Raw genomic sequence first — 22,672 nt, forward strand, 5'->3', positions numbered from 1 at the left:
CAGGGCACGCCGGGCCTGTACGTGGCCGCACCGACGTCGTGCCTGACGTCCGCAGTCTCCCGCGTCCGCTGGAGGGCGGCCCGCCCTGGGCCCGGCGCGCTGCCTCGAGCGTACGCTCCGCGCGTGCCCCGGATGACCGTGAAGCTCGTCCTGCTCGACGAGACCGACCGCGTGCTCCTCATCCAGGCCGCCGACCCGGCGAGCGGTGCGACGCACTGGTACCCGGTCGGGGTCGGCGTCGAGCCCGGGGAGTCCCTGCAGGAGGCCGCCGTCCGCGAGGCGCACGAGGAGGTCGGGCTGCGCTCGCTGCCGCCCGGCGTGCCCGTCTGGACGCGTGAGCACACCTACCGCTTCGACGGCCGCACCGTCGAGGTCCACGAGGACTGGCTCCTGCACCGGGTGCCGCACTTCGAGCCGGAGCCTGCGGCGCTGAGCGCGTACGAGACGCGCACGGTCCGCGGCTTCCGCTGGTGGACCGCCGACGAGCTTGCGGCGAGCGACGAATCCGTCTTCCCGCCCGACCTGGGGGAGAGGCTGGCCGCGTTGCTGCGTGACGGAGCGCCTGAGGAGCCCGTCGACATCAGCGGCGCCCGACGCTGACCCGGGGGCTCAGCCCTGGTGCGCCACCACGTCGCGCAGGAAGCCCCGGGCGCCGAGGAAGTCCGACAGCGACTCCCGGTGCTCCTCGCACGCGAGCCACGTCTTGCGCCTCTCGGGGGTGTGGATCTTCGGGTTGTTCCACTGCAGCTCCCAGACGGCGTCGGCCTGGCAGCCCTTCGCCGAGCAGATGGCGTGGTCGGGCTCCATGGTCGTCCTTCCCGGGGCGCAGGCAGCAGGGGACACAAGTAGAGGTGCCGGACAGCCACGGGGGGAAGCTGTCCGGCACCTCAAGAGCGAGCACAGACGGGGGATGCTGCGCTCGCGAGGGAGATCATTCCACGGCGTTGGGTGAAAACCAAACCTTTCGCCCATGCGTGTCGAACGAGCTGATCCTCAGCCGTCGAGGTCGCGACCCGTGAGTTCCGGGGCGGCGGGGCCGCCGGGCAGCATGAATCCGTCGTCACGCTGGTCGACGGCGTTGGCGATGACCACGGCGAAGAGCGGCAGGAAGACCGCGCCGGCGATCAGGAGCCACATGACGATGCCCGATCCCACGACCACCGCGGCCAGGAAGCAGACGAGGCGGATCGACATCGACCACGCGTAGCGACGCTTGCGCGACCGCATGTCGTCGGCGGCGCTGCTGCGTGCGGTGGTGATGCGCACCGCGTCGGGCTCGGCCATGCTTGCGAGTCTACGTCGCTAGAGTCGCAAACCCACGGGCTGCCGAGCGGCCCGCGTCACACCCCGCACCACTCCCAGGAGGCACCCATGACCAACCGCACCTACCGCGTCACCGAGATCGTCGGCACCTCGCCCGACGGCATCGACCAGGCGGTCCGCAACGGCATCGAGCGCGCCGGCAAGACCCTGCGCCACATCGACTGGTTCGAGGTCACCCAGATCCGCGGCCAGGCCAAGGACGGCGTCGTGGAGCACTTCCAGGTCGGCATGAAGGTCGGCTTCCGTCTCGAGGACGAGTGAGTTCGCGCCTACCACCCGGTAATCACTAGCGTCGTGACGGTGAGCGACATTCCCGCAGCCAGCGCCCCCCGTTCCGTCCTGGTCACCGGCGGCAACCGCGGCATCGGCCGCGCCATCGCCGAGGCCTTCCTGGCCCAGGGCGACAAGGTCGCGGTCACCACGCGCAACGGCGGTGCGCCCGAGGGCGCACTCGACGTGCGCTGCGACATCACCGACGCCGAGGCGGTGGAGCGCGCGTTCCAGGAGGTCGAGGCGGCCCACGGACCGGTCGAGGTGCTGGTCGCCAACGCCGGCATCACCAAGGACACCCTGCTGCTCCGCATGAGCGAGGACGACTGGTCCTCGGTCATCGACACCAACCTCACCGGCACGTTCCGGCTCGCCAAGCGCGCCTCGAAGGGGATGCTGCGTCTGCGCCGCGGCCGCATCATCCTCATCTCCTCGGTCGTCGGCATGCTCGGCTCGGCCGGCCAGGTCAACTACGCGGCGTCCAAGGCGGGCCTCGTCGGCATCGCGCGCTCGCTCGCCCGCGAGCTCGGCAGCCGTTCGATCACCACCAACGTCGTGGCCCCCGGCTTCGTCGAGACCGACATGACCGACGTGCTCACCGACGACCAGAAGTCCGCGATCAGGACGCAGGTGCCGCTGGGGCGCTACGCCTCCCCGGCCGAGGTCGCCTCGGCCGTCACCTGGCTCGCGTCCGACGGCGCCGCCTACGTCACAGGGGCCGTCATCCCGGTCGACGGCGGCCTCGGCATGGGCCACTGACCACACCCCACTCGAAGGGACACACGCACATGGGAATCCTCGACGGCAAGCGCATCCTCGTCGCCGGCGTCACGATGGACAGCTCGATCGGCTTCGCCACCGCACGCGTCGCCCAGGAGCAGGGCGCGACGGTGCTGATCTCCAACTTCGGCCGCGCCCTCGGCATCACCAGGCGCATCGCCAAGCGGCTGCCGCAGGAGGCCCCGGTGCTCGAGCTCGACGTGACCGACGAGGACCACCTCGCCGGCCTCGCCGACCAGGTGCGCGAGCACGTCGACGGCCTGGACGGCGTCGTGCACTCCATCGCCTACGGCAACCCGGAGACGCTGCTCGGCGGCAAGTTCATGACCGGCCCGTGGGAGGACGTCGCCCAGGCCGTGCAGGTCTCGGCGTACTCCCTCAAGTCGCTCGCCGTGGCCACGCGTCCGCTCATGTCGCGCGGCGGGTCGATCGTCGGCCTGACCTTCGACGCGACCATCGCGTGGCCGGCGTACGACTGGATGGGCGTGGCGAAGGCGGCGCTGGAGAACACGAGCAGGTACGTCGCGCGCGACCTCGGTCCGGAGGGCATCCGCTGCAACCTGGTCTCGGCGGGCCCGCTCAAGACGCTCGCGGCGAAGGCCATCCCCGGGTTCGAGGACCTCGAGTCGGCGTGGAAGGACCGTGCGCCCCTCGGCTGGGACGAGACCGACCACACGCCCACCGCCCAGGCCGTGTGCGCGCTGCTCAGCGACTTCTTCCCGGCCACGACCGGCGAGATCGTGCACGTCGACGGTGGCTTCCACGCGATGGGCCTGTAGGCCCGTCCGGGTCGTTCGGTAGTTTCCACCGGTGACCTCACTCGTCGAGCTGCGCATCCTCGAAGGCCCCAACCTCTACTTCCCGCGTGCAGCGGTGAAGCTGACGTTGGACGTCTCGACGATCTCCGAGGCGAGCGACGAGGCGGTGCTGCGGTTCGCGCGCCGGATCGGTCTGCGGACGACGCGGCCGGGGGCGCCGGGCTCCGGCTTCCGGCAGCGCTTCGCCCTGCGCGCGGTCGAGCGGCTCGTGCGCGCGATCGCCAACGAGGCGGGCACCCGCCGACTCGCGGTGCGGGTGCGCCCGACCTCCGACCCGCAGGTCCTGGTCGTCGCCTTCCCGTGGCGCAACCGTGAGCGCGCCCGCGCGCTGGGCGAGGCCGTGGCGCACGCGCTCGACGCGCTGCCCACCCCCGCCGTCGAGCAGGCCGTGAGCGCCGCGGCCGCCGAGGTCGCTGCCGCGCCCCGGGGCGCGCGGCCGACGACCCTCGTCCCGAAGATCCCCGTCGTCGCGGTGACCGGCACCAACGGCAAGACGACCACCAGCCGGATGATCGCGCACATCGCCCGCACGAGCGGACTGGTCGTCGGCTGGTCCAACACCGACGGCATCTACCGCGACGGCGTGCTGGTGGAGGCGGGGGACTACTCCGGACCCTCCGGCGCAGCCCGCGCGATGGGTCTGGACGGCGTCCAGCTCGCCGTGACCGAGACCGCCCGCGGCGGCATCCTGCTCAAGGGCATCGGCATCACCCGCAACGACGTCTCCGTGGTGACCAACGTGACCGCCGACCACCTCGGGCTCCAGGGCATCGACACCGTCGACCAGCTCGCCGAGGTGAAGTCGGTCGTGCCGCGGATCACCCGCAAGGACGGCTGGGCCGTGCTCAACGGCGACGACCCCCGCGTGCTCGCCATGCAGGCGGTCATCTCCGCCCAGCCGTGGATCTTCAGCCGCGACCCCGACTCACCCGCCGTCCGCGAGGTGCTCGGGCACGGCGGCGGACGCGCCACGACCGTCATCGACGGCTGGATCACCGTCCTGGCACCGGGGTCCGACCCCGACCCGCTGGTCGAGCTCGCCGACGTCCCGATGACCCTCGCCGGGCTGTCGCGCTTCAACATCGAGAACGCCCTGGCCGCGGCGTCCGCCGCCCTCGCCATCGGCCTGCCCCGCGAGGCCGTGGTCGACGGGCTCACGTCGTTCCGCCCCGACGCCGAGCACAACCCGGGCCGGATGAACTTCTTCTCGATGCCGTCCCAGGACGGCGACAGCGTCTCGGTCGTCATGGACCTCGCCCACAACGAGGCCGGCCTCGAGGCGCTGCTCGAGATCATGGATGGCGTACGCCGCCCCGGCGCGCGCCTGCTGCTCGGCCTCGGCGCCGTCGGCGACCGCACCGACGAGCTGATCGACGCCCTCGGCGAGATCGGCGCCAAGGGCAGCGACGTGGTCGCGATCGGTCACAAGGAGTGGTACCTCCGCGGTCGCACCATGGACGAGATCGACGTGCTGCTGCGCGCCGGGGCGGCACGCGTCGGCGTCACCGACATCGACACCTACGAGACAGAGGTCGCGTGCCTCGCCGCGGTGGTGGAGCGCGCCCGTCCCGGCGACGTCGTCGGACTGATGTGCCACGCCGAGCGGCAAGAGGCCTACGACTGGATCGCCGCCCACGGTGGCGTGCCCGACTCGCCCGAGGTGCTCGCGCAGAAGGTGCGGGCCGCCCGGGGGTGAGGACGGACGGTCGCTCCTGCCCCTAGGGTCCGACCATGACTCACGGGGGCGAGGTCCACAGCCGATCCATCGAGCACCCGTGGCTGCTGTCGTTGCTGGCCGCGCTCGTCGCGGCGCTGCTGGCGGCCTTCGTCCTCCCGGTCGAGGGCGAGAGCCTGGGCTACGCCTCTGGCAGCCACTTCGGCACGCTGCTGCTGCCGTGGCTCGCCGGCGCCCTGGCGATCCGGCACCGGTCGTGGCCCTCGTGGCTCGCGGTCTGTGGTCTCGTCGTCGTGTTCATGCTGGTGCTGCTCCTCGTGGCCGGCGTCAGCCGGGCCGTGGTCGACGCGCGCGAGCGGGACGTCTCGGCACCCGGCGCCGCACCGAACGGCTCGCCACGGACGTCGCCGGGTGAGTCGCAGGCCACCACCGACCAGGCCCTCTCCGTCGAGACCCCGCGTCGCGTGGGCGAGTGGCGCCGGCTCGACGGCGCGGAGCAGCAACGCGTACGCCGGCAGGCGCTCGCCTCCCTGGAGGTCTATCCCGACGACTGGGTGGTCGGCGAGCCCGCCGTCGCGTCGTACTCGCACCCCACCGGCCAGGCCGTCCTCGTCGCGATCGCCACAGGAGGAGGACTGGCCGAGGAGTTCGCGGCCGACGAGCGACAGGGCGCCGTCAACTTCGTCGGGGGTGCCCTCCCGGAGCGCAACCCGAAGAGCGTCGACCCGGGTCCGCTCGGCGGCGGGGCGGCCTGCGTCGACGACGTCGACGTCCTGGACGGCGGTCTGATGTGCGGCTGGGTGGGTGACGGGACCGCCGGCCAGCTTCTCCTGCAGGTGCCGGGGATGACCATCGAGGAGGCCCTGCCGGTCCTCCACCTCTTCCACGAGGAGGCGCTCGCCGACGTCGGCTGAGACCTCGACCCGGGTCAGACGTCGCCCGGGTCGACCTGCTCGCCGGGCGCTCCGATGTCGAGGTCTCCCTCGACGATCATCGCCGAGAGCCCGGCCGCCGAGTGCGTCTCGTGCGACTCGCCCGGCTCCCACACGGCGGCCTGACCGGGGTAGATCACCTGCGCGACGCCGTCGGCGCCGCTGACCTCGGCCTCGCCGTCGAGGACGACCAGCAGCTGGCGTCCCGACGCCGGATGGCGTCCGATCGACCCCCCGGGAGCGAGGCTCACCGCGACGAGGTGCGCGTCGGCGCTGATGCCGAACGCGCCGACCGAGAAGTGCCGGCTGCCGTGGGCCTCGATGCGGCGGCGGGGCAGGGCGCCCAGGTCGAGGATCCTCACCCGGCCTCCGTGGGGGTCGGCGTGTAGTCGGGGTCGGCCGACGGCGCGTCCGGGTTGGCCACCGACCCTGCCTGGGCCGTGTCCGACCAGTTCTCCAGCTCGGCCATCACCTCGGCGTGCTTGTCGACGCACACGACCACGAGGTCGCCGCGGTTGGCGCGGCTCATCGCGTGGCGTACGGCCTCGATCTCCTCCACGACGAGCTCGGCCTGCTTGCAGCGCGCACCCTCGTCCATGGCGGTGCGCACGCCGTCGAGCACCAGGGAGGCGGTATCGCCGCGCTGGCGACCGCGCAGCGCGACGTCCTCGCGCACGATCACGACGTCGAAGTGCTGGGCGGCGATGTGGCCGAGCTCGCGCATGTCCTCGTCGCGACGGTCGCCGGCGGTCGCGATGATGCCGATCCGCGAGGGACGTGCGAGGTCGTGCGAGGACGCCAGCGAGTCGCCGACCCGGTCCACGAAGTCGCCGAGCATCTTCATGCCGGGCGCGTTGTGGCAGTAGTCGACGATCACGTTGACGCCGTTGACGTCGACCTCGTTGAGGCGGCCGGGGGAGAGGTAGTAGTTGGTCGAGAAGGTGCGCAGGCCCTGCCGGATGTCGTGCAGGGGAGCACCGGCCGCGAAGGCGGCTGCGGCTGCGGCGAGCGCGTTCTGCACGTTCATCCGCGCCCGGCCGTTGAAGGTCGCCGGCAGCAGGTGGGTCCACGCCAGCTGCATCTCGCGGCGGCCGTGCTGGACGACGATCATCTCGCCGCGCTCGGTGGGGTTGATCACGATCGCCTTGCCGCCACGACGGCAGTGCGCGTCGATCATGTCGCGCACCTCGCTGCCCGGCTCCTCCATCGAGAACCACACGACCTGGCCCGAGCACTTGCGGCGCATCTCGCGGACCAGCGGGTCGTCGGCGTTGAGCACCGCGTGGCCGTCGCGCGGCACCGCCTCGACGATCACGGCCTTGACGTCCGCGAGCTGCTCGACGGTGTCGATGCCGCGCAGGCCGAGGTGGTCGGGCTGCACGTTGAGCACCACCGCGACGTCGTTGCGCTCGTAGCCCAGGCCCTCGCGCAGGATGCCGCCGCGGGCGACCTCGAAGACGGCGAAGTCGACGCGCGGGTTCTGCAGCACCATGCGCGCCGAGCGCGGGCCCGAGGCGTCGGCACGGATGACCAGCCGCTCGTCGATGACGACGCCGTCGGTGGACGTCATGCCCACCTTGCGGCCCAGGCCCTTGAAGATGTGGGCGATCATCCGGCTGGTCGTGGTCTTGCCGTTGGTGCCGGTCACCGCCACGATCGGGATGCGCGAGGTCGCGCCCGGCGGGAACAGCATGTCGACGACCGGCTTGGCGATGAACTGCGGCTCGCCGATGGTCGGGTGGGTGTGCATCCGGAAGCCGGGCGCGGCGTTGACCTCGCAGATCGCGCCGCCTGCCTCGCGGACCGGCTCGGTGATGTCGGGGCAGATGAAGTCGATGCCCGCGATGTCGAGGCCGACCATGCGGGCGGCCTCCTCGGCGATCTCGACGTTCTCCGGGTGCGCCTCGAAGGTGCGGTCGATGGAGATGCCGCCGGTGGACATGTTGCCGGTCAGCGCGAGCTTGACCATCTCGCCCTCGGCCGGCACGGAGTCGAGGGTGTGGCCCTGGTCGGCGAGCACCTCGACGGCCGCCTCGTCGACCTTGATGCGGGTGAGCACCTTCTCGTGCCCGACGCCGCGGCGCGGGTCGGCGTTCGTGAGGTCGACCAGCTGCTCGACCGTCGACGTGCCGTCGCCGGTGACCGAGGCGGGCACGCGCTCGGCGATGGCGACCATCCGCCCGTCGATGATCAGGCAGCGGTAGTCCTTGCCGGTCACGAACGACTCGACGATGACGTTGCCGCGGCGCGACTGGCCCTCCGCGACGGGGAAGGCGGCGCGTACGTCGGACTCGTCCTGCAGGTCGAGGCAGACGCCGCGGCCGTGGTTGCCGTCGAGCGGCTTGAGGACCACGGGATAGCCGATGCGCCGCGCGGCGGCGACGGCCTGGTCCTCGGTGCGCACCGACTCCTGCTTGGGCACCGGGAGGCCGGCGGCGCCGAGCAGCTTGGTGGTGAGGTCCTTGTCGGAGGCGATGTCGACCGCGATCGAGGAGGTCTCCGACGTCATGGTCGCGCGGATGCGCTTGGCGTGGACGCCCTGCCCGAGCTGGACGAGGGAGTACTGGTTGAGCCGGATCCACGGGATGTCGCGGGAGACGGCCTCGTCGACGATGGCCTGGGTGGAGGGGCCGAATGCGGTGCGCTCGGCGCGACGGATGAAGTCGTCGCGCTCGGTCTCCCAGTCGAACTCGGGGTCACCCTCGACGAGGTGGTTGACGAGCCGCACCGCGAGACGGCCCGCGGTGAGGCCGACGTTCTCGTCGATGTAGCCGTAGATGATGTTGTAGTGGCCGGGCTGGCCCTTGACCTGACGGGTCTTGCCGCGCCGGATGTCGTGCCCGACGAGCTGCTGGAGCGCGAGCGCGACGTGCTCGGCCACGTGCCCGAGCCAGGTCCCCTCCTTGAGGCGCTCGACGAAGCCGCCACGACGCCCGCGCGAGCACGAGTGCTCCCGCAGGCCCGGCAGCATCGAGACGAGGTCGTCGGAGAAGCCCGGGAGGGTGTTGGTGGGGAACTGCTCCAGCGAGCCCAGGTCGACCACGAGGTGGATCGACTTGTCGTAGGACCAGACGTTGGCACCGCGGTAGACGCGGGTCTCGACGATCTGCAGGTCCGGCGTGGGCCGTTCGCTCATCAGTGGTCTCCCTGGGTCGGGTCGGGGGTCTGGGGTGAGCGCGAGCGCCGCAGCTTGAGCCGGCGCCTGATCGCCTCGGGCGTCGCGTCGGCGGCAGCGATGTCGCGCGCGAGCTGGCGCAGGTCGCGGCTGGCCTCGGCCAGCTCGTCGGCGTCCTCCGGGTCGACGACCGGCTCCTGGGGCACGAGCGCACGCGTCGTGAGGTTGAAGACCGAGCCCTGCGGCAGCACGTGGAAGACCACGCCGCTCGCCAGCAGGGGCGAGGAGCGGGTGGCCTCGTAGGCGTTGGACACCATCCGCGCGCCGTCGAAGACGGTGACCGCGCCCTTGCCGAGCACGCGCATCACCAGGTCGCCGTCGACGTCCTCGACGAGGCCGCAGGTGTCCTCGTCGACGCCGATCCCCAGCAGCTGCGGGCTCTGCGCGACGATCATGAGCAGCCGGCCGTAGCGGTTGCGCTGGTCGAAGTGCTGGTCGATCACGGTGGCGTCGACCAGGCCGAGCCCGGCCGCGACCTGGGTCATGCGCTGCTTGGGGGTGGCGCCGCCGACGCCGAAGGCGACCATGTGCGACGACTGGATGCTGGCGCCGGCCGACGTGCCGGCCACGACCGCGCCGCGGGCGTGGGCGCGCAGGATCGCGTCGCCGACGGGTGTCCCGCACACGATGGAGGAGAGCTTGAGCTGGTTGCCGCCGGTCATGAAGACGCCGGTCGCGCCGTCGATGGCCTTCACCAGCGCCGCGTCGTGCGACTGCTCGCGCGACTCCGGACGTACGGCGTCGACGCGAGCGGCGCCGAACTTGGTGAAGAGCGCGTCATAGACGTCGACCACCTCACGACCGAGCGAGGAGGCCGTCGGGATGACCGCGATCCGGGCGTCCTTGCCGCCACTGAGCGCGACGAAGTGCTTGAGGATGGTCGGCTTGCGCACCTTGTCCTCGGCACCACCGATGATCATGAGTGGTCCGTTGGGCATGACAGGCAGGCTAGCGGCTGGAAGGGTGGAGACATGCAGGAGCCAAGGAGTGAGGCGCCGCGACGGCTGGTGGTGATGCGCCACGCGAAGGCCGTGGCCACCGCCCCGACCGACCACGAGCGCGCCCTGGCCGACCGCGGGCACGCCGACGCCACGTCGGTCGGCAGGTGGTTGCGCGACGAGGGGATCGAGCCCGACGCCGCCCTCGTCTCCGACGCGATGCGGACGCGCCAGACGTGGGAGCAGCTCGCGCTCGCGGCCGCGTGGGACGTCGCCGCCGAGCTCTCCGCAGCCCTCTACGCCGCGGGACCCGACTCCGCCCTCGACCTGATCCGCGAGGTCGACCCGGACGTGCGCACGCTGGTCGTCGTGGGGCACAACCCGACGATGGCCTACCTCGCCGAGCTGATCGACGACGGCGACGGCGACGTCGAGGCCACCACCAACCTGCTGACACGCGGGCTGCCCACCTCGGGGCTCGCGCTCTTCGGCCTCGAGGTGGAGTGGCGCGACCTCGGCCCCGGCGCCGGGCGCCTGCACGCCTTCCGCACCGGGGAGGCATGACCGGACCCGACCCGGGCACCGTGGCGCGGCTGCGCGCCGCCGGGTGCGTGTGGGCCGAGGACGAGGCCGCACTGCTGCACGCCGAGGCCGGCGACCCCGACCAGCTCGAGTCGCTGCTCGCGCGCCGGGTCGTGGGGGAGCCCCTCGAGCTGGTGCTCGGCTGGGCGGAGTTCCTCGGGCGCAGGCTCGCGGTGGCACCGGGCGTGTTCGTGCCGAGGCGCCGCACCGAGCTGCTGGCCCGTACGGCGCTCGCGCTGGTGCGGGCCGCGAGCCCGGACGGGACGCCGGTCGTCGTCGAGATGTGCTGCGGGGTCGCGCCGGTCGCGGCCTCGCTGGAGGCGGCGCGTGCCGAGGTGCACGCCGCCGACGTGAGCGAGGTGGCGCTCGAGTGCGCTCGGGTGAACGCGCCGACTGCCGACCTGCACCTCGGTGACCTCTACGACGCCCTGCCGATGCACCTGCGCGGGCGCGTCGACGTGCTGGTCGCCAACGCGCCCTACGTGCCCAGCGCGCGCATCGCCTCGATGCCCCCCGAGGCGCGCGAGCACGAGCCGCGGGAGGCGCTCGACGGCGGCGCCGACGGGGTGGACCTCCACCGGCGGCTGGCGGCGTACGCCGACGGGTGGCTGCGTCCCGGCGGGACGCTGCTGGTGGAGACCAGCCCCGCGCAGGCGGCGCTCACGACGGCCGCGATGGCGGCGGCCGGGCTGGTGACCGACGTCGTCGTCGACGACGGGATCGGCGGCTGCGTCGCAGTCGGGGAGCGGCCGCTCAGCCCTCGAGGGGCGGAGCCGGGGTGACGATCCCGACCGCCGCGTCGGCCTCCTCGATCTGCTCGCGGGAGATGCCGAGCAGGTAGAGGATCGCGTCGAGGTAGGGCACGTTGACGGCCGTGTCGGCGGCGTCGCGCACCATCGGCTTGGCGTTGTAGGCGATGCCGAGGCCCGCTGCGTTGATCATGTCGAGGTCGTTGGCCCCGTCGCCGATCGCGATCACGGCGTCGAGCGGCACGCCCACCTCCGCGGCGAACTCGCGCAGCGCCGCGGCCTTGGCCGCACGGTCCACGACGTCGCCGACGATGCGGCCGGTGAGCACCCCGTCGACGATCTCGAGCTCGTTGGCGCGCGCGAAGTGGATGCCGAGGTCGGCCGCGAGCCGGTCGGTGATGTGCGTGAAGCCGCCGCTCACGATCGCGAAGCGATAGCCCAGGCGCCGCAGCGTGCGCACCATCGTGCGGGCCCCCGGGGCCAGGACGACGGAGTCGTAGACCTCGTCGAGCGCCGAGGCCGGCACGCCCTCGAGGAGGGCAACCCGCTCACGCAGCGACTGCTCGAAGTCGAGCTCGCCACGCATCGCCGCCTCGGTCACGCGAGCGACCTCGGCCTCCTGCCCGGCGTGTGCGGCGATCATCTCGATCACCTCGCCCTGGATGAGCGTGGAGTCGACGTCCATCACGATCAGCCGGATGCCGCGGCGGTGCAGCGAGTCGCGCTGCACCGCGAGGTCGATGCCCTGCTTGACCGCCTCCGCGGCGAGCAGGGGACGCAGCGTGTCGGCGGGTGCGCCGGAGACGTGCATCTCGATCGCGGTGACGGGGTAGCGCGCCATCCGCTCGATCTTGTCGATGTTGGCGCCCGAGTCGGCGATGCGCCCCGCGATGGCCGACATCGCCGAGGCGCGCAGCGGGTTGCCGATGAGGGTGATGTGGGCGCGGTCGCCCGCGCGGCTGCGGTTGTCGCCCGCACCCCGCTCGACCTCGACGCTCATGTCGAGCTCTCCGGCGGTGCGCACGATGACGTCGCGCAGCTTCTTCCAGTCGCGCGGCGCGGTGACGAGGATGCCGAGCACGAGGCGGCGGCGCAGCACGATCTGCTCGATGTCGACGACCTCGACCCCGGCTGCGGCCAGCGCGGCGAAGATCGCGGAGGTGACGCCGGGACGGTCCTTGCCCGTGAGCGTGACCAGGAGGGTCTTCGGCGCGTCTTCCATGGTGGGGGAAGGCTAGTCCTGCGCACGTGCCGCCGCGGGACGGGTCCGCGCTGCGGTCGCTAGTGCGGCCACACCTCGGGCGAGCACGCGGCGACGATCGCGCGTCGCGCCGCGCGGCCGAGGGGCTGGAGCAGGCCGCGCCTGCGCTCCACCTCGTACGACGACAGCGCACCGCCGTCGTCGTCGAGTGCCAGGTCGACGATGGCCCACGCCTGCAACCCGCGGGCTGCGAGGTCGACGCACCGCGGCGGCGTGCCGAGCGGCGCGTCGAGGCCGGGGCGGTGGTGCAGGTTCATCAGGGCGTCCGCGGCCTCGGGGCGCCACCTCGCCACGTCGAGGTCGGCCAGGTCCGCAGCGGTCCCCAGCAGGGTCTCGCGCAGCGACCGGTCGGCCTCACCGACGTCGGGCAGCTGCCGCGGGGCGGCGTCGAAGGGACGCCACTGCACCGTCTCGCCCTGCTCCTGCGGCACCAGCGCGAGGCTGCCGGCCACGACGGCCTGGCCGGCCTCGAGCGCGGCGGTGTTGAGGTCGAGGGGTCCGCCGAGGCCGAGCGGGTCGCCGTCGACGGGCAGCGCCAGTCCGGCGTACGTCGCCCCGCGGGCGCGTGCCAGCGACAGCAGGTCCAGCGCGGAGCCGCCCTCGAGGAGGTGGACGTCGTCGGCGAGCGCGTCGAGCACGTGGTCGGTCTGCTCGTGACCGCGCAGCCACGCGGTGAGCCACCACGCCAGGGTGGCCGAGTGGGGGAGGGCCAGGGCGTGGCCGGAGGGTGCGGACATCGGGGCGAGGCTACTCGTCGCCAGCACACCGTCGTGTCCGCGCCGGAGGGCCGCCCGCCGCTGGATAGGGTGACGACGTGGTCGCCGTCATCGAGTTCGCTGGGGTCACGGTGCGCCGTGGCACCACGTTGCTGCTCGACGACGTGACCTGGGAGGTCGAGGAGGACGAGCGCTGGGTCGTGCTCGGCCCCAACGGTGCCGGCAAGACCACGCTGCTCCAGGTCGCTGCCGCCCAGCTGCACCCGACCTCCGGCGTCGCGGGCATCCTCGACGAGGTGCTCGGCACCACCGACGTCTTCGATCTGCGCCCGCGCATCGGCCTGACCAGTGCCGCGCTCGCCGACCGCATCCCGCGCCACGAGCTCGTCAAGGACGTCGTGGTCTCGGCCTCCTACGGCGTGGTCGGTCGCTGGCGCGAGCACTATGCCGAGCTCGACCACGACCGAGCCGCCTCCCTGCTGGCCGAGGTGGGCGCCGCCCACCTCGTCGACCGCACCTTCGGCACCCTGAGCGAGGGCGAGCGCAAGCGCGTGCAGATCGCCCGTGCCCTCATGACCGACCCCGAGCTGCTGCTGCTCGACGAGCCCGCCGCCGGGCTCGACCTCGGGGGTCGCGAGGACCTGGTCGCCACGCTGTCCGAGATCGCGCTCGACCCCGACTCGCCCGCCACCGTGCTGGTCTCCCACCACGTCGAGGAGATCCCGCCCGGGTTCACCCACGCGCTGCTGCTGCGCGAGGGCCGTGTGGTCGACGCGGGCCCCGTCGAGGACGTGGTGACGGCGCAGACGCTGTCGGAGACCTTCGGCATGCCGTTGTTGCTCAGCCGCGCCGACGACCGCTACGCCGCGCGGCGCCGTCCGGCTCAGCGCGTGACCAGTCAGTGAGTGGATAGGGTCGGGACATGGACTGGATCCGCGACCATCTCTGGGAGAGCTGGCTGGCGCTGTCGATCGCCCTGGGCGTGGCCGAGATGTTCAGCCTGGACCTCATCCTCGCGATGCTCGCGGCCGGTGCGGTGATCGGCATGCTCGCCGCGCTCATCGGGCTGCCGGTGGTCGTGCAGGTCCTGGCCGCGCTGGCCGCGTCGGTCGCCGCGCTCGCGCTCGTGCGCCCGGCGTTCGTCAAGCGCCTGCACAGCGGTCCCGAGCTCTCGCTGGGCCACGGCAAGCTCGTCGGCACCCGGTGCCTGGTCACCGAGGAGATCACCGGCCTCGCCGCGGGCCGCATCAAGGCGGGCGGCGAGACCTGGACCGCCCTTCCCTACGACGAGAACCTGCGGATCGCGCCCGGGGAGACCGTCGAGATCCTGCAGATCAAGGGTGCGACGGCCTACGTCCACCCGGTGGCCACGCTCGAGTCCTGAGCCCACCGCCACCGCCACTGTCAACGCCACACACCAATCGGGGGAGACCGAATGTCGACAGCCTTGCTGGTCCTGTTCCTGCTCATCGTCCTGTTCGTCGTCGTCCTGCTCTCCAAGACGGTCAAGATCGTGCCCCAGGCGCGCGCCGCGATCGTCGAGCGGTTCGGCAAGTACAAGACGACGCTCCCGGCGGGCCTCAACATCCTCGTGCCGTTCATCGACAAGATGCGCTACCTCATCGACCTGCGCGAGCAGGTCGTCAGCTTCCCGCCGCAGCCGGTCATCACCGAGGACAACCTCGTCGTCTCGATCGACACCGTCATCTACTTCCAGGTCACCGACCCGGTCGCCGCGACCTACGAGATCGCCAACTACATCCAGGCCATCGAGCAGCTCACCATGACCACCCTGCGCAACATCGTCGGTGGCATGGACCTCGAGGAGACGCTCACCAGCCGTGACTCCATCAACTCCGGCCTGCGCGGCGTCCTCGACGAGGCCACCGGCAAGTGGGGCATCCGCGTCAACCGCGTCGAGCTCAAGGGCATCGACCCGCCGCCGTCGATCAAGGACTCGATGGAGAAGCAGATGCGTGCCGACCGCGAGAAGCGCGCCGTCATCCTCACCGCCGAGGGCCAGCGCCAGGCCGCGATCCTGACGGCCGAGGGCTCCAAGCAGTCGCAGATCCTCAATGCCGAGGGTGACCGCGAGTCGCAGATCCTGCGCGCCCAGGCCGACCGTGAGGCCTCGATCCTGCGCGCCCAGGGTGAGGGCCAGGCCATCCAGACGGTGTTCCAGGCCATCCACGACGGTCAGCCCGACCAGTCCCTGCTGGCCTACCAGTACCTCCAGATGATGCCCAAGATCGCCGAGGGATCCGCCAACAAGGTGTGGGTCATCCCCTCGGAGATCACCAAGGCGATGGAGGGCCTCGGCTCCTCGATCCACGAGATCGCCGGGATCCCGCGAGAGGCCACACCGCGCACGCGCGTCGACATGGGTCCCTCCGAGCCGCAGCTGCCCCGCAAGTCCGGCGACGCCGAGCTGAGCGCGACCAGCAAGGCCGTCGAGGACGCCATCGCCGCGGCGGAGTCCGCGGCCCGTCCGACCTCCCAGACGGCGGCGCCGCACGACGCTCCCGCCGAGGGTGAGCCCCCGCAGGAGTGAGTCCGGTCGAGATGCTCCTGGTCGCCCTCGCAGGAGTGGCGGCCGGCACGATCAACACCGTGGTGGGGTCGGGAACGCTGATCACGTTCCCGACCCTCCTGGCGTTCGGTGTGCCGCCGGTGACCGCCAACGTGAGCAACACCGTGGGCTTGGTGCCCGGCAGCCTGTCGGGCGTCGTGGGCTACCGCCGCGAGCTCGCCGGCCAGCGCGGTCGTGTCCTGCGCCTGGGCGCGGCCTCCCTGTCGGGCGGCGTCGTCGGCGCGCTGCTCCTGCTCGTGCTGCCGTCGGCGGCGTTCGACGCCATCGTGCCCGTGCTCATCGCGCTGGGGGTGCTGCTGGTCGTCCTCGGCCCCCGCATCCAGCGCGCGGTCGCCGCGCGCGCCGAGTCCCGCGGCGGCATCCCCGACCACGGGGTGTGGTGGGTGTGGCCCGCCGTCGCCGCGGCCGGCGTCTACGGCGGCTACTTCGGCGCTGCGCAGGGCGTGCTGCTGATGGCGATCCTCGGCATCGGTGTCGCGGACTCGATGCAGCGCCACACCGCGACCAAGAACGTGCTGGCCCTCGTCGTCAACGCCGTCGCGGCGGTGGTCTTCATCGCGGTCGCCGACGTCGACTGGCGGGTCGCCGGCCTGATCGCCCTCGGCTCGGTCGTCGGCGGCCAGCTCGGCGCCACGGTGGGGCGGCGCCTGCCGCCGCCGCTGCTACGAGCCGTCATCGCCCTCGTCGGGGTCGTCGCGCTCGTCGCCCTGCTCGCCTGAGGCCGGCGCCCACGCGTCGAGCCACGTCCCGATCACGTCGTACGCCGCTGCGCGCACCTCGGGGCGCGAGAGCACCACGTCGTGGATGGCGCCCTCGACGGCGACCGAGGTGACGTGTCGTCCGACCGACGACGCCCAGCGCCGGATCTGTTCGACGTCGAGCACGATGTCGTGGGTGGCCGCGCTCTCCTCGGTCTGCTCACCGAAGTGCGAGCGCGCCGAGGACAGCACCAGCGTCGGACAGGCGATGTCGAGGCCCGCGTGCAGCTGCGCGTGCCCGCGACGCACCGCGCGCAGCCAGCCGACGTAGATCGGCCTCGAGTGCAGCGGCTTCCAGTCGAGGTCGTAGTCCCACTCGCCGCCGTGCTCACGGTGGAGCGAGCGTCCGTAGACGTCGTCGACGCGGCGGGGGATCGCCTGCATGGGTCGTCGGGTGCCGATCCGCTCGATCGCCACGCGCGCCGCCGCGCTGCGCAGCCAGGCCGCCCCCTGCATGTCGAACCACGGCGAGTTGAGCACGAGCGCGGTGAGCTCGTCGGGGCGTCGCTCGTGCGCCCACAGCGGGAGGGTGAGCCCACCGGTGGAGTGGCCCGACCCGACCACCTCGCGGTGCCCGTCGCGCTGGGTGATGCGCCACCAGGCCAGGTCGATCTCCGCGAAGTACTCGCTGAGGTCCGAGACGTAGTGGGGCGTCTGGTGCTCGCGCAGCGAGCGACCGTACTTGCGCAGGTCGAGGGCGTAGAACGTGTAGCCGCGGTCGGCCCACCAGCGGGCGTACTCGGTGTGGAAGAAGTAGTCGGCGAAGCCGTGGACGTGCAGCACCGCGCGGCCGTTGGGACGAGCCGGCGGCAGGGTGACGAGGGTGGCGACGACGGGGCCCTCGGAGTCGGGCGGGAGGGAGAAGGTCTCCACCCCGTACTCGGGCCCGAGGACGTCGCCCTGCAGACCGGTGAGGGGTGGTTCGAGGAGCATGCGGGGAGCCTAGCGAGAGGCCTCCACGGATTCGCCGGTTCCACGGCGCGCGAGGTTGTCCAAGCCCTACCCTTCGGACGTGTCGGGAGCGTTCGGAGCGGTGATCCGCGGGTGCGGGGCCTACGTCCGCCAGCGCGTCGCTGCCTGGCGCACCGGCTCGCGCGGCAGCCAGGCGTTCCTGCTCCTCGTGCTCCTCGCGCTCGTGGGCGTCGCGGTGGGCATCGGCGCGCTCGCCGAGGTCGTGGTGCCTGTCTCCCTGTGGTTCCTCTTCCTGATGGTCGGCACGATGCTGCTGCGCTTCGTGCCGCTGCTGCTCCTGGTCGCGGTGCTGTCCGGCGTCGCCCTGTGGACCTCGGTCGAGTCCAGCTTCGCCACCGCCAGCCGGACCTCGGCGCTGGTGATCTTCGCGGTCGCGATCGCGCTCGCGGTCTACCAGTCGAGCCGGCAGCGCTCCGGCCTGCCGATGGCGCTCAGCGAGGCGGTGCTGACCCAGCTGCGGGACCGCCTCCAGCGCCAGGGCGTGGTGCCGCCGCTGCCGGAGGGCTGGCGCTCGCAGTCGGCCACGATCACCGCCAACGGCCCCAGCTATGCCGGCGACTTCCTCGTCGCCGACCTGCGCGAGGGCCGGTGGCTGGAGATGGCGCTCGTCGACGTGTGCGGCAAGGGCACCTCGGTCGGACCGCAGGCGCTGCAGTTCGCCGGTGCCCTCGGCGGGCTCATCGGCGCGCTGCCCCCCGCCGAGCTGATGGCGGCCGCCAACGGCTTCCTGCTGCGCCAGGAGTCCGAGGAGTCCCTCGCCACCGCGGTGCACCTCAAGATCGACCTGGTCACCGGTGACTACACGATCACCAGCGCCGGCCACCCGCCCGCGCTGCACTGGCACCTCGGGCAGCGTGGCTGGTCGGTCGACAACGCGCGCGGCATGGCGCTCGGGGTGATCCCGGAGGCCGACTTCGAGCCCAGCAGGGGGCGCCTGCGCCCGGGCGAGGCGCTGATGTTCTACACCGACGGCGTCATCGAGACGGCCGGTCGCGACCTCGACGACGGCATCGACTGGCTGCGCCAGGTCGCCCTGCAGGCCGTCGACGCCCGCGGTTTCACCGGCATGCCGCGGCGGGTGCTCAAGAAGGTGCCCCGCGGCGACGACGACCGCGCGCTGCTGGTGCTCGAGCGCCAGCCGCTCACCTCGCCCGAGCGCGACACCGAGCGGGCGCGCAGCCTCGGCGCCTGAGCCTCACGCCTCCCGCGAGTAGAGGTCGCGGATGACGTCCTCGATGTCGGGCTCCTGGATCGACAGGTCCGCCACGTCGTACGCCGACGCCACCGCCGCGACGATGGGCGCCGCGCTCGCGTCGGTCGGGAACGACAGCCACTGCCGCGGGCCCTCCACCCGGCGGACGTCTGCCCCCGGCACGTCGATCGGCGGCGCCTCGTCGACGAGGTCCACGACCAGCGTGCGGGTCGAGCCGCCCTGCGCGTGCAGCCCGGCGAGCGTGCCGTCGTAGACGCTGGTGCCGTGGTCGATGACGATGACCCGCTCGCACAGAGCCTCGATGTCCTGCAGGTCGTGGGTGGTGAGCACCAGGGTGGTGCCGCGCTCGGTGTTGAGCGAGCGCAGGAACTCGCGCAGCCGGCCCTTGCTGATGACGTCGAGACCGATGGTGGGCTCGTCGAGGTAGAGAACCTCGGGGTCGTGCAGCAGCGCCGCCGTGATGTCGCCGCGCATCCGCTGGCCCAGGCTGAGCTGGCGCACCGGGGTGTCGAGCTGCGCGCCGAGGTCGAGGATCTCCACGAAGCGGTCGAGGTTCTCCCGGTAGCGCGACGGCGGGATCCGATACATCTTCTGCAGCAGCTCGAAGGAGTCGATCAGCGGCAGGTCCCACCACAGGGTGGAGCGCTGGCCGAAGACCACGCCGATGCGTCGCGCCAGCTCGACCCGGTCGCGGCTCGGGTCCAGGCCCGCCACCCTCAGCTCGCCGCCGGTCGGCACCAGGATGCCGGTGAGCATCTTGATCGTCGTGGACTTCCCGGCGCCGTTGGGGCCGATGTAGCCCACCATCTCGCCGCGCTGCACCGCGAAGGTGAGGTCGTGGACGGCGCGCACCTGCTCGCGCACCCGGCGGCGGCGCCCCTCGACCCTGCGGCGTACGTCGAAGGTGCGCTCGAGGTCGTGCACCTCGATCAGCGGCTGGTGCGTCTGCTGCGACATGCGTCAGCTCCCGGTGGAGGTGTAGTGGCGGACGCCGGAGCGCCACACGAGCAGGGCGGCGGCCACGGTGAGCACCGCGGCGAGCGGCGAGGCGAGCTGGAACGCGTCCGGGGTGCCGAAGGGGTCGTCGCGGCCGAGGAGGTAGAGGCAGGGGTACCAGTTCGCGAAGGCGACCGGGACCACGAAGGTCAGCCCGACCATGATCTCGCGGGGGAAGATGCGCAGCGGGTACTGGGTGATGGTCGCGCCGCCGTAGGTGAAGGCGTTGGCGAGCTGGTCGGTGTCCTGGGTCCAGAACTGCAGGCAGGCGAAGCCGACGAACAAGCCGAAGAAGATCATCGCGCCGCTGACCAGCATCGACACCGCCACCAGCACCCGCAGCGGGGTCCAGTCGACACCGGTGCAGGCCCAGCCGAACACGACCGAGGCCTGGGTCAGGCGCCCCAGGCGCCGGAGCGTGAACTGGTCGGCGCACACCTGCACCAGCAGCGGGACCGGCTTCGTCATCATCTGGTCGAGCCGGCCGGTGCGGACGTAGGTGCCGATCCGCTCGACGCTCCCGATGACGGTGTCGGCGAGCCCGAGGGCGAGCGAGGAGCTGCCGTAGAGCAGGGCCACCTCGCGCAGGGTGAAGCCCCCGAGGTCCTGCAGGTGGGTGAACATGATCCACAGGCCCACGAAGTCGAGGCCGGTGATCAGGCCGTTGCCCACGGCGAGCATCACGAACGAGGTGGGGTACTGCCAGGCGGCGCGGATCCAGAGCCACGCGATCTGGCCGTAGGTGCGCAGGTGTCGTGCGGCGGAGTCAGCCACCCTGGACCACCACCTTGCGCGTCGCCAGGCGCAGCACGCCCTGGCACGCGGCCAGGAGCACTACGGCCCAGAGCACCTGGAAGCCCAGCGCGAGCGCAAGGTCCGTGCCGGCGTGCTTGCCCAGCCAGATGTCGGCCGGCACCTGGACGTACGACGCCCACGGCAGCGCCCGGGCGAGCGTGCCGAGCCAACCGGGGAAGAGCACCAGCGGCAGCAACAGTCCGCTGAAGAAGATGGCGAACGCTCCCGTCATCACCTTGACCCCCGACTGGTCGAGCAGCCAGAAGGCCGTGCTCGCCACGAGGAAGCGGATCCCGAAGCTGACCACGACGGCGAGGACGAGCGAGACCGCGAACGCAGCGGCGTCCGTGGCCGACCCCGGCAGCGCGATGTCGAAGGCCAGCACCCCGACGAGCACGGGACCCACCCCGCGGGTCAGGAGCTGGTACGCCGCTCGCCCCAGGTCCGCTGCGAGGTACCACCCGAGGATGCCCACCGGCCGGTAGAGGTCGATGGCGATGTCGCCGGTGCGGATCCGCTCGGCCAGGTCGTCGGTGGCGCCGCCGCCCCACAGCGCGATCGTCATGAGGAGTGCCTGCCCGAGCCACACGTAGGTCACCGCGTCCTGCGCGTCGTAGCCGCCGGCGGTGGGGTTGGCCCTCCAGAGCGCCAGGTAGGCGAAGGAGTAGATGACCCCGAACACCGAGTTGGTGAAGATCCCCGCCAGCGTCGCCGCCCGGTAGGTCGAGTAGCGACGGAACGCACGGGTCGCGACAGCGACGTGCAGCATCCGACCCACCCCCCTGAGAAAAGGCTGTGCGAAACGATCCCCGGCCCACCCACGAAGGGGCCGGGAATGGTCTCACACCAGAGGGGTCCGGCGCACGCCCCCGCGCGCCGTCGAGGTCTTGGCTACTGCCGCACGAGGTTGACGACGCCGATGGTGCGGCCCTGCTGGTCCTGGGTGATCGCCACACCGGCGTGCCGGGCACGCGGGCTGAGCAGGATCTTGCGGTGCGGGGGGGAGTCGAGCCACAGCTCGACCATGACGCCCGGGGTGAGCCCCTCGCCGCGCACGAGCGTCTCGCCGGCCCACGAGGCTCGGCAGTGCCGCACGACCTCGCGCTGGTCGCGGTGCTCGAGCACCCCGGTGCGCGCGATGCGGCTGCCCCACTGCTCGGCCATGGTGTCGGTGCAGGCGTCGAACTTCCGGATCTTGCGCAGTCCGTGGCTGGCCCGGGCGGCGTTGATCTCCACCATCAACGCGTCCTCCAGCCCTGCGCTTCCGAGCCGGCCGGCGTCCTGGACGGTGTCCTGCACTGCGCCCGCGACCGCGACGACGGGCACCGGCCAGGTGCTCGCGCCGGCCGAGGAGGGGAGCCCGCACATCGCTGCGGCAACGATGCCGAACGCCACGAGACGGGTGAGGGGGCGGATGCGCACGAGGTCCTCCAGGGAAGACCCGGCACCCCGAGGTTGACCGAATCTTGACGAAATCTTCGAATTCGACCTGAGGATAACCCCTCGGGGTGTCCGGGCGCGGCGATTCGCCGGAACTGCTCGTGCGCGAGCGGTGGGTGCTGGAGGTCAGTACTGGAGGTCAGTACTGGAGGTCAGTGCTGGTAGGTGCCGTGCAGGATCGCGCGGCCCAGCGTCTTGAACGCGAGGTTGAACGACACGACCGCGGGGGAGGCGTCGCCGTCGACGCCGAGGGTGGCGTCCTTCACCGCGTGCACGACGAAGAAGTAGCGGTGCGGCTGGTCGCCCTCAGGCGGGGCGGCCCCCATGAAGCCGGACTCGCCGCCGTCGTTGCGCACGTGGAAGGCCTTGCCCGGCAGGTCACCGGAGGCGGCGCCGGTGTCGAGCGAGGTGACGTCGGCCGGGACGTCGACCAGCACCCAGTGCCAGAAGCCGCTCGGGGTCGGCGCGTCGGGGTCGAAGCAGGTCACGACGTAGGACTGGGTGCCCTCGGGGGCGCCCGACCAGCTCAGCTGCGGCGAGGTGTTGCCGAGGGCGGCGACCTGGTCGTCCTTGAGTGGCGCGCCGTCGGTGACGTCGTCGCTGGTGACCGTGAAGGACGCGGTCGCCGGCAGGAGGTCGTACGGGTTCGGGCTGACGGGTCGTTCGATGCCTGTGCTCATCCCTCGAAC

Annotated in this window: 26 protein-coding genes; 13 read left to right on the forward strand and 13 right to left on the reverse strand. The window is 72.2% G+C overall.

Features of this window, described 5'->3' with window-relative positions:
- Positions 1-132: 132 nt before the first annotated feature.
- A complete protein-coding gene (locus ASG76_RS17405; protein WP_056606439.1) occupies positions 133-600 on the forward strand; it encodes an NUDIX hydrolase in 468 nt (155 codons plus the stop codon).
- 9 nt (positions 601-609) lie between these two features.
- Here ASG76_RS17405 and ASG76_RS17410 read toward each other — a convergent pair whose 3' ends face one another.
- Positions 610-807 carry a hypothetical protein gene (locus tag ASG76_RS17410; protein ID WP_056606442.1) on the reverse strand — a complete coding sequence of 66 codons (198 nt, stop codon included), beginning with the start codon at positions 805-807 and terminating at the stop codon, positions 610-612.
- Between the two features lie 186 nt (positions 808-993).
- The gene (locus tag ASG76_RS17415) at positions 994-1,284 is read right to left on the reverse strand and encodes a DUF3099 domain-containing protein (protein ID WP_056606445.1); all 291 of its coding nucleotides are present in this window, start codon (positions 1,282-1,284) and stop codon (positions 994-996) included.
- 87 nt (positions 1,285-1,371) lie between these two features.
- Between ASG76_RS17415 and ASG76_RS17420 the strand changes: the two genes are divergently transcribed.
- Genes ASG76_RS17420 through ASG76_RS17440 form a run of 5 tightly spaced genes read left to right on the forward strand, consistent with a single transcriptional unit; the run spans position 1,372 to position 5,780 of the window.
- Positions 1,372-1,584, forward strand: a complete 213-nt coding sequence (locus ASG76_RS17420) for a dodecin (RefSeq protein ID WP_056606449.1) — start codon at positions 1,372-1,374, stop codon at positions 1,582-1,584.
- Between the two features lie 48 nt (positions 1,585-1,632).
- Positions 1,633-2,352 carry a 3-oxoacyl-[acyl-carrier-protein] reductase gene (gene fabG / locus ASG76_RS17425; RefSeq protein WP_056606685.1) on the forward strand — a complete coding sequence of 240 codons (720 nt, stop codon included), beginning with the start codon at positions 1,633-1,635 and terminating at the stop codon, positions 2,350-2,352.
- Between the two features lie 29 nt (positions 2,353-2,381).
- Positions 2,382-3,152: an enoyl-ACP reductase FabI gene (fabI, locus tag ASG76_RS17430; protein WP_056606452.1), complete on the forward strand. Its 771-nt coding sequence runs from the start codon at positions 2,382-2,384 to the stop codon at positions 3,150-3,152.
- A 31-nt stretch (positions 3,153-3,183) separates the two neighbouring features.
- The gene (locus ASG76_RS17435) at positions 3,184-4,887 is read left to right on the forward strand and encodes a Mur ligase family protein (RefSeq protein ID WP_235529715.1); all 1,704 of its coding nucleotides are present in this window, start codon (positions 3,184-3,186) and stop codon (positions 4,885-4,887) included.
- 35 nt (positions 4,888-4,922) lie between these two features.
- Positions 4,923-5,780, forward strand: coding sequence for a hypothetical protein (locus ASG76_RS17440; RefSeq protein WP_056606455.1), 858 nt, complete (start codon positions 4,923-4,925; stop codon positions 5,778-5,780).
- 14 nt (positions 5,781-5,794) lie between these two features.
- Here the strand turns inward: ASG76_RS17440 and ASG76_RS17445 are convergent, their stop codons facing one another.
- From ASG76_RS17445 to ASG76_RS17455, 3 genes are read right to left on the reverse strand one after another with little or no spacing between them, the layout of a single operon-like run.
- Positions 5,795-6,160 carry a cupin domain-containing protein gene (locus ASG76_RS17445; RefSeq protein ID WP_056606458.1) on the reverse strand — a complete coding sequence of 122 codons (366 nt, stop codon included), beginning with the start codon at positions 6,158-6,160 and terminating at the stop codon, positions 5,795-5,797.
- Entirely contained in the window at positions 6,157-8,934 is a 2,778-nt protein-coding gene (cphA, locus tag ASG76_RS17450; RefSeq protein WP_056606460.1) for a cyanophycin synthetase, read from the reverse strand. Before cphA ends, ASG76_RS17445 begins: the two co-directional genes overlap by 4 nt.
- On the reverse strand, positions 8,934-9,911 hold the full coding sequence (locus ASG76_RS17455) for a cyanophycinase (RefSeq protein WP_056606463.1): 978 nt from the start codon (positions 9,909-9,911) through the stop codon (positions 8,934-8,936). Before ASG76_RS17455 ends, cphA begins: the two co-directional genes overlap by 1 nt.
- Before the next feature lie 33 nt (positions 9,912-9,944).
- On the opposite strand from ASG76_RS17455, the gene ASG76_RS17460 reads away from it, so the two are divergent.
- Positions 9,945-10,475, forward strand: a complete 531-nt coding sequence (locus tag ASG76_RS17460; RefSeq protein WP_056606466.1) for a SixA phosphatase family protein — start codon at positions 9,945-9,947, stop codon at positions 10,473-10,475.
- The gene (locus ASG76_RS17465) at positions 10,472-11,275 is read left to right on the forward strand and encodes a putative protein N(5)-glutamine methyltransferase (protein WP_056606468.1); all 804 of its coding nucleotides are present in this window, start codon (positions 10,472-10,474) and stop codon (positions 11,273-11,275) included. The genes ASG76_RS17460 and ASG76_RS17465 overlap by 4 nt, the downstream gene beginning before the upstream one ends.
- Here ASG76_RS17465 and serB read toward each other — a convergent pair.
- Together serB and ASG76_RS17475 are read right to left on the reverse strand one after the other, a co-directional pair.
- Positions 11,247-12,464 (reverse strand): phosphoserine phosphatase SerB, encoded by a 1,218-nt coding sequence (gene serB, locus ASG76_RS17470; RefSeq protein ID WP_056606472.1) that lies wholly within the window; start codon positions 12,462-12,464, stop codon positions 11,247-11,249. The two genes, ASG76_RS17465 and serB, sit on opposite strands and share 29 nt — an antisense overlap.
- A gap of 59 nt (positions 12,465-12,523) precedes the next feature.
- The gene (locus ASG76_RS17475) at positions 12,524-13,240 is read right to left on the reverse strand and encodes a hypothetical protein (RefSeq protein WP_056606475.1); all 717 of its coding nucleotides are present in this window, start codon (positions 13,238-13,240) and stop codon (positions 12,524-12,526) included.
- Between the two features lie 77 nt (positions 13,241-13,317).
- Between ASG76_RS17475 and ASG76_RS17480 the strand changes: the two genes are divergently transcribed.
- From ASG76_RS17480 to ASG76_RS17495, 4 genes are read left to right on the forward strand one after another with little or no spacing between them, the layout of a single operon-like run.
- The gene (locus ASG76_RS17480; RefSeq protein WP_056606478.1) at positions 13,318-14,124 is read left to right on the forward strand and encodes an ABC transporter ATP-binding protein; all 807 of its coding nucleotides are present in this window, start codon (positions 13,318-13,320) and stop codon (positions 14,122-14,124) included.
- A 17-nt stretch (positions 14,125-14,141) separates the two neighbouring features.
- Positions 14,142-14,603: an NfeD family protein gene (locus ASG76_RS17485; protein ID WP_056606481.1), complete on the forward strand. Its 462-nt coding sequence runs from the start codon at positions 14,142-14,144 to the stop codon at positions 14,601-14,603.
- 51 nt (positions 14,604-14,654) lie between these two features.
- Positions 14,655-15,770, forward strand: coding sequence for an SPFH domain-containing protein (locus tag ASG76_RS17490; protein ID WP_056606485.1), 1,116 nt, complete (start codon positions 14,655-14,657; stop codon positions 15,768-15,770).
- Positions 15,767-16,528 carry a sulfite exporter TauE/SafE family protein gene (locus ASG76_RS17495; RefSeq protein ID WP_056606488.1) on the forward strand — a complete coding sequence of 254 codons (762 nt, stop codon included), beginning with the start codon at positions 15,767-15,769 and terminating at the stop codon, positions 16,526-16,528. The genes ASG76_RS17490 and ASG76_RS17495 overlap by 4 nt, the downstream gene beginning before the upstream one ends.
- Here ASG76_RS17495 and ASG76_RS17500 read toward each other — a convergent pair.
- Positions 16,472-17,500 (reverse strand): alpha/beta hydrolase, encoded by a 1,029-nt coding sequence (locus ASG76_RS17500; RefSeq protein WP_082587648.1) that lies wholly within the window; start codon positions 17,498-17,500, stop codon positions 16,472-16,474. The two genes, ASG76_RS17495 and ASG76_RS17500, sit on opposite strands and share 57 nt — an antisense overlap.
- A gap of 79 nt (positions 17,501-17,579) precedes the next feature.
- Between ASG76_RS17500 and ASG76_RS17505 the strand changes: the two genes are divergently transcribed.
- Positions 17,580-18,731 carry a PP2C family protein-serine/threonine phosphatase gene (locus ASG76_RS17505; protein ID WP_157559186.1) on the forward strand — a complete coding sequence of 384 codons (1,152 nt, stop codon included), beginning with the start codon at positions 17,580-17,582 and terminating at the stop codon, positions 18,729-18,731.
- A gap of 3 nt (positions 18,732-18,734) precedes the next feature.
- Here the strand turns inward: ASG76_RS17505 and ASG76_RS17510 are convergent, their stop codons facing one another.
- The 5 genes from ASG76_RS17510 to ASG76_RS17530 all read right to left on the reverse strand — a co-directional run bounded on the left by ASG76_RS17510 (position 18,735) and on the right by ASG76_RS17530 (position 22,663).
- On the reverse strand, positions 18,735-19,709 hold the full coding sequence (locus tag ASG76_RS17510; RefSeq protein ID WP_056606494.1) for an ATP-binding cassette domain-containing protein: 975 nt from the start codon (positions 19,707-19,709) through the stop codon (positions 18,735-18,737).
- Between the two features lie 3 nt (positions 19,710-19,712).
- Positions 19,713-20,522 carry an ABC transporter permease gene (locus tag ASG76_RS17515; protein WP_056606497.1) on the reverse strand — a complete coding sequence of 270 codons (810 nt, stop codon included), beginning with the start codon at positions 20,520-20,522 and terminating at the stop codon, positions 19,713-19,715.
- Positions 20,515-21,312 (reverse strand): ABC transporter permease, encoded by a 798-nt coding sequence (locus ASG76_RS17520; RefSeq protein WP_056606500.1) that lies wholly within the window; start codon positions 21,310-21,312, stop codon positions 20,515-20,517. The genes ASG76_RS17515 and ASG76_RS17520 overlap by 8 nt, the downstream gene beginning before the upstream one ends.
- A gap of 122 nt (positions 21,313-21,434) precedes the next feature.
- On the reverse strand, positions 21,435-21,965 hold the full coding sequence (locus tag ASG76_RS17525; protein ID WP_056606503.1) for a CAP domain-containing protein: 531 nt from the start codon (positions 21,963-21,965) through the stop codon (positions 21,435-21,437).
- A 170-nt stretch (positions 21,966-22,135) separates the two neighbouring features.
- Entirely contained in the window at positions 22,136-22,663 is a 528-nt protein-coding gene (locus ASG76_RS17530; RefSeq protein WP_056606506.1) for a YbhB/YbcL family Raf kinase inhibitor-like protein, read from the reverse strand.
- Positions 22,664-22,672: the final 9 nt, after the last annotated feature.

The organism is Nocardioides sp. Soil774 (assembly GCF_001428125.1).
GTDB lineage: Bacteria > Actinomycetota > Actinomycetes > Propionibacteriales > Nocardioidaceae > Nocardioides.

Excerpts from the sequence above, each read along its gene's own strand:
- ASG76_RS17405 (WP_056606439.1), top strand. The coding sequence starts at position 133 with ATGACCGTGAAGCTCGTCCTGCTCGACGAGACCGACCGCGTGCTCCTC.
- ASG76_RS17410 (WP_056606442.1), bottom strand. The coding sequence starts at position 807 with ATGGAGCCCGACCACGCCATCTGCTCGGCGAAGGGCTGCCAGGCCGAC.
- ASG76_RS17415 (WP_056606445.1), bottom strand. The coding sequence starts at position 1,284 with ATGGCCGAGCCCGACGCGGTGCGCATCACCACCGCACGCAGCAGCGCC.
- ASG76_RS17420 (WP_056606449.1), top strand. The coding sequence starts at position 1,372 with ATGACCAACCGCACCTACCGCGTCACCGAGATCGTCGGCACCTCGCCC.
- fabI (WP_056606452.1), top strand. The coding sequence starts at position 2,382 with ATGGGAATCCTCGACGGCAAGCGCATCCTCGTCGCCGGCGTCACGATG.
- ASG76_RS17440 (WP_056606455.1), top strand. The coding sequence starts at position 4,923 with ATGACTCACGGGGGCGAGGTCCACAGCCGATCCATCGAGCACCCGTGG.
- cphA (WP_056606460.1), bottom strand. The coding sequence starts at position 8,934 with ATGAGCGAACGGCCCACGCCGGACCTGCAGATCGTCGAGACCCGCGTC.
- ASG76_RS17455 (WP_056606463.1), bottom strand. The coding sequence starts at position 9,911 with ATGCCCAACGGACCACTCATGATCATCGGTGGTGCCGAGGACAAGGTG.
- ASG76_RS17460 (WP_056606466.1), top strand. The coding sequence starts at position 9,945 with ATGCAGGAGCCAAGGAGTGAGGCGCCGCGACGGCTGGTGGTGATGCGC.
- ASG76_RS17465 (WP_056606468.1), top strand. The coding sequence starts at position 10,472 with ATGACCGGACCCGACCCGGGCACCGTGGCGCGGCTGCGCGCCGCCGGG.
- serB (WP_056606472.1), bottom strand. The coding sequence starts at position 12,464 with ATGGAAGACGCGCCGAAGACCCTCCTGGTCACGCTCACGGGCAAGGAC.
- ASG76_RS17475 (WP_056606475.1), bottom strand. The coding sequence starts at position 13,240 with ATGTCCGCACCCTCCGGCCACGCCCTGGCCCTCCCCCACTCGGCCACC.
- ASG76_RS17485 (WP_056606481.1), top strand. The coding sequence starts at position 14,142 with ATGGACTGGATCCGCGACCATCTCTGGGAGAGCTGGCTGGCGCTGTCG.
- ASG76_RS17490 (WP_056606485.1), top strand. The coding sequence starts at position 14,655 with ATGTCGACAGCCTTGCTGGTCCTGTTCCTGCTCATCGTCCTGTTCGTC.
- ASG76_RS17500 (WP_082587648.1), bottom strand. The coding sequence starts at position 17,500 with ATGCTCCTCGAACCACCCCTCACCGGTCTGCAGGGCGACGTCCTCGGG.
- ASG76_RS17510 (WP_056606494.1), bottom strand. The coding sequence starts at position 19,709 with ATGTCGCAGCAGACGCACCAGCCGCTGATCGAGGTGCACGACCTCGAG.
- ASG76_RS17520 (WP_056606500.1), bottom strand. The coding sequence starts at position 21,312 with ATGCTGCACGTCGCTGTCGCGACCCGTGCGTTCCGTCGCTACTCGACC.
- ASG76_RS17530 (WP_056606506.1), bottom strand. The coding sequence starts at position 22,663 with ATGAGCACAGGCATCGAACGACCCGTCAGCCCGAACCCGTACGACCTC.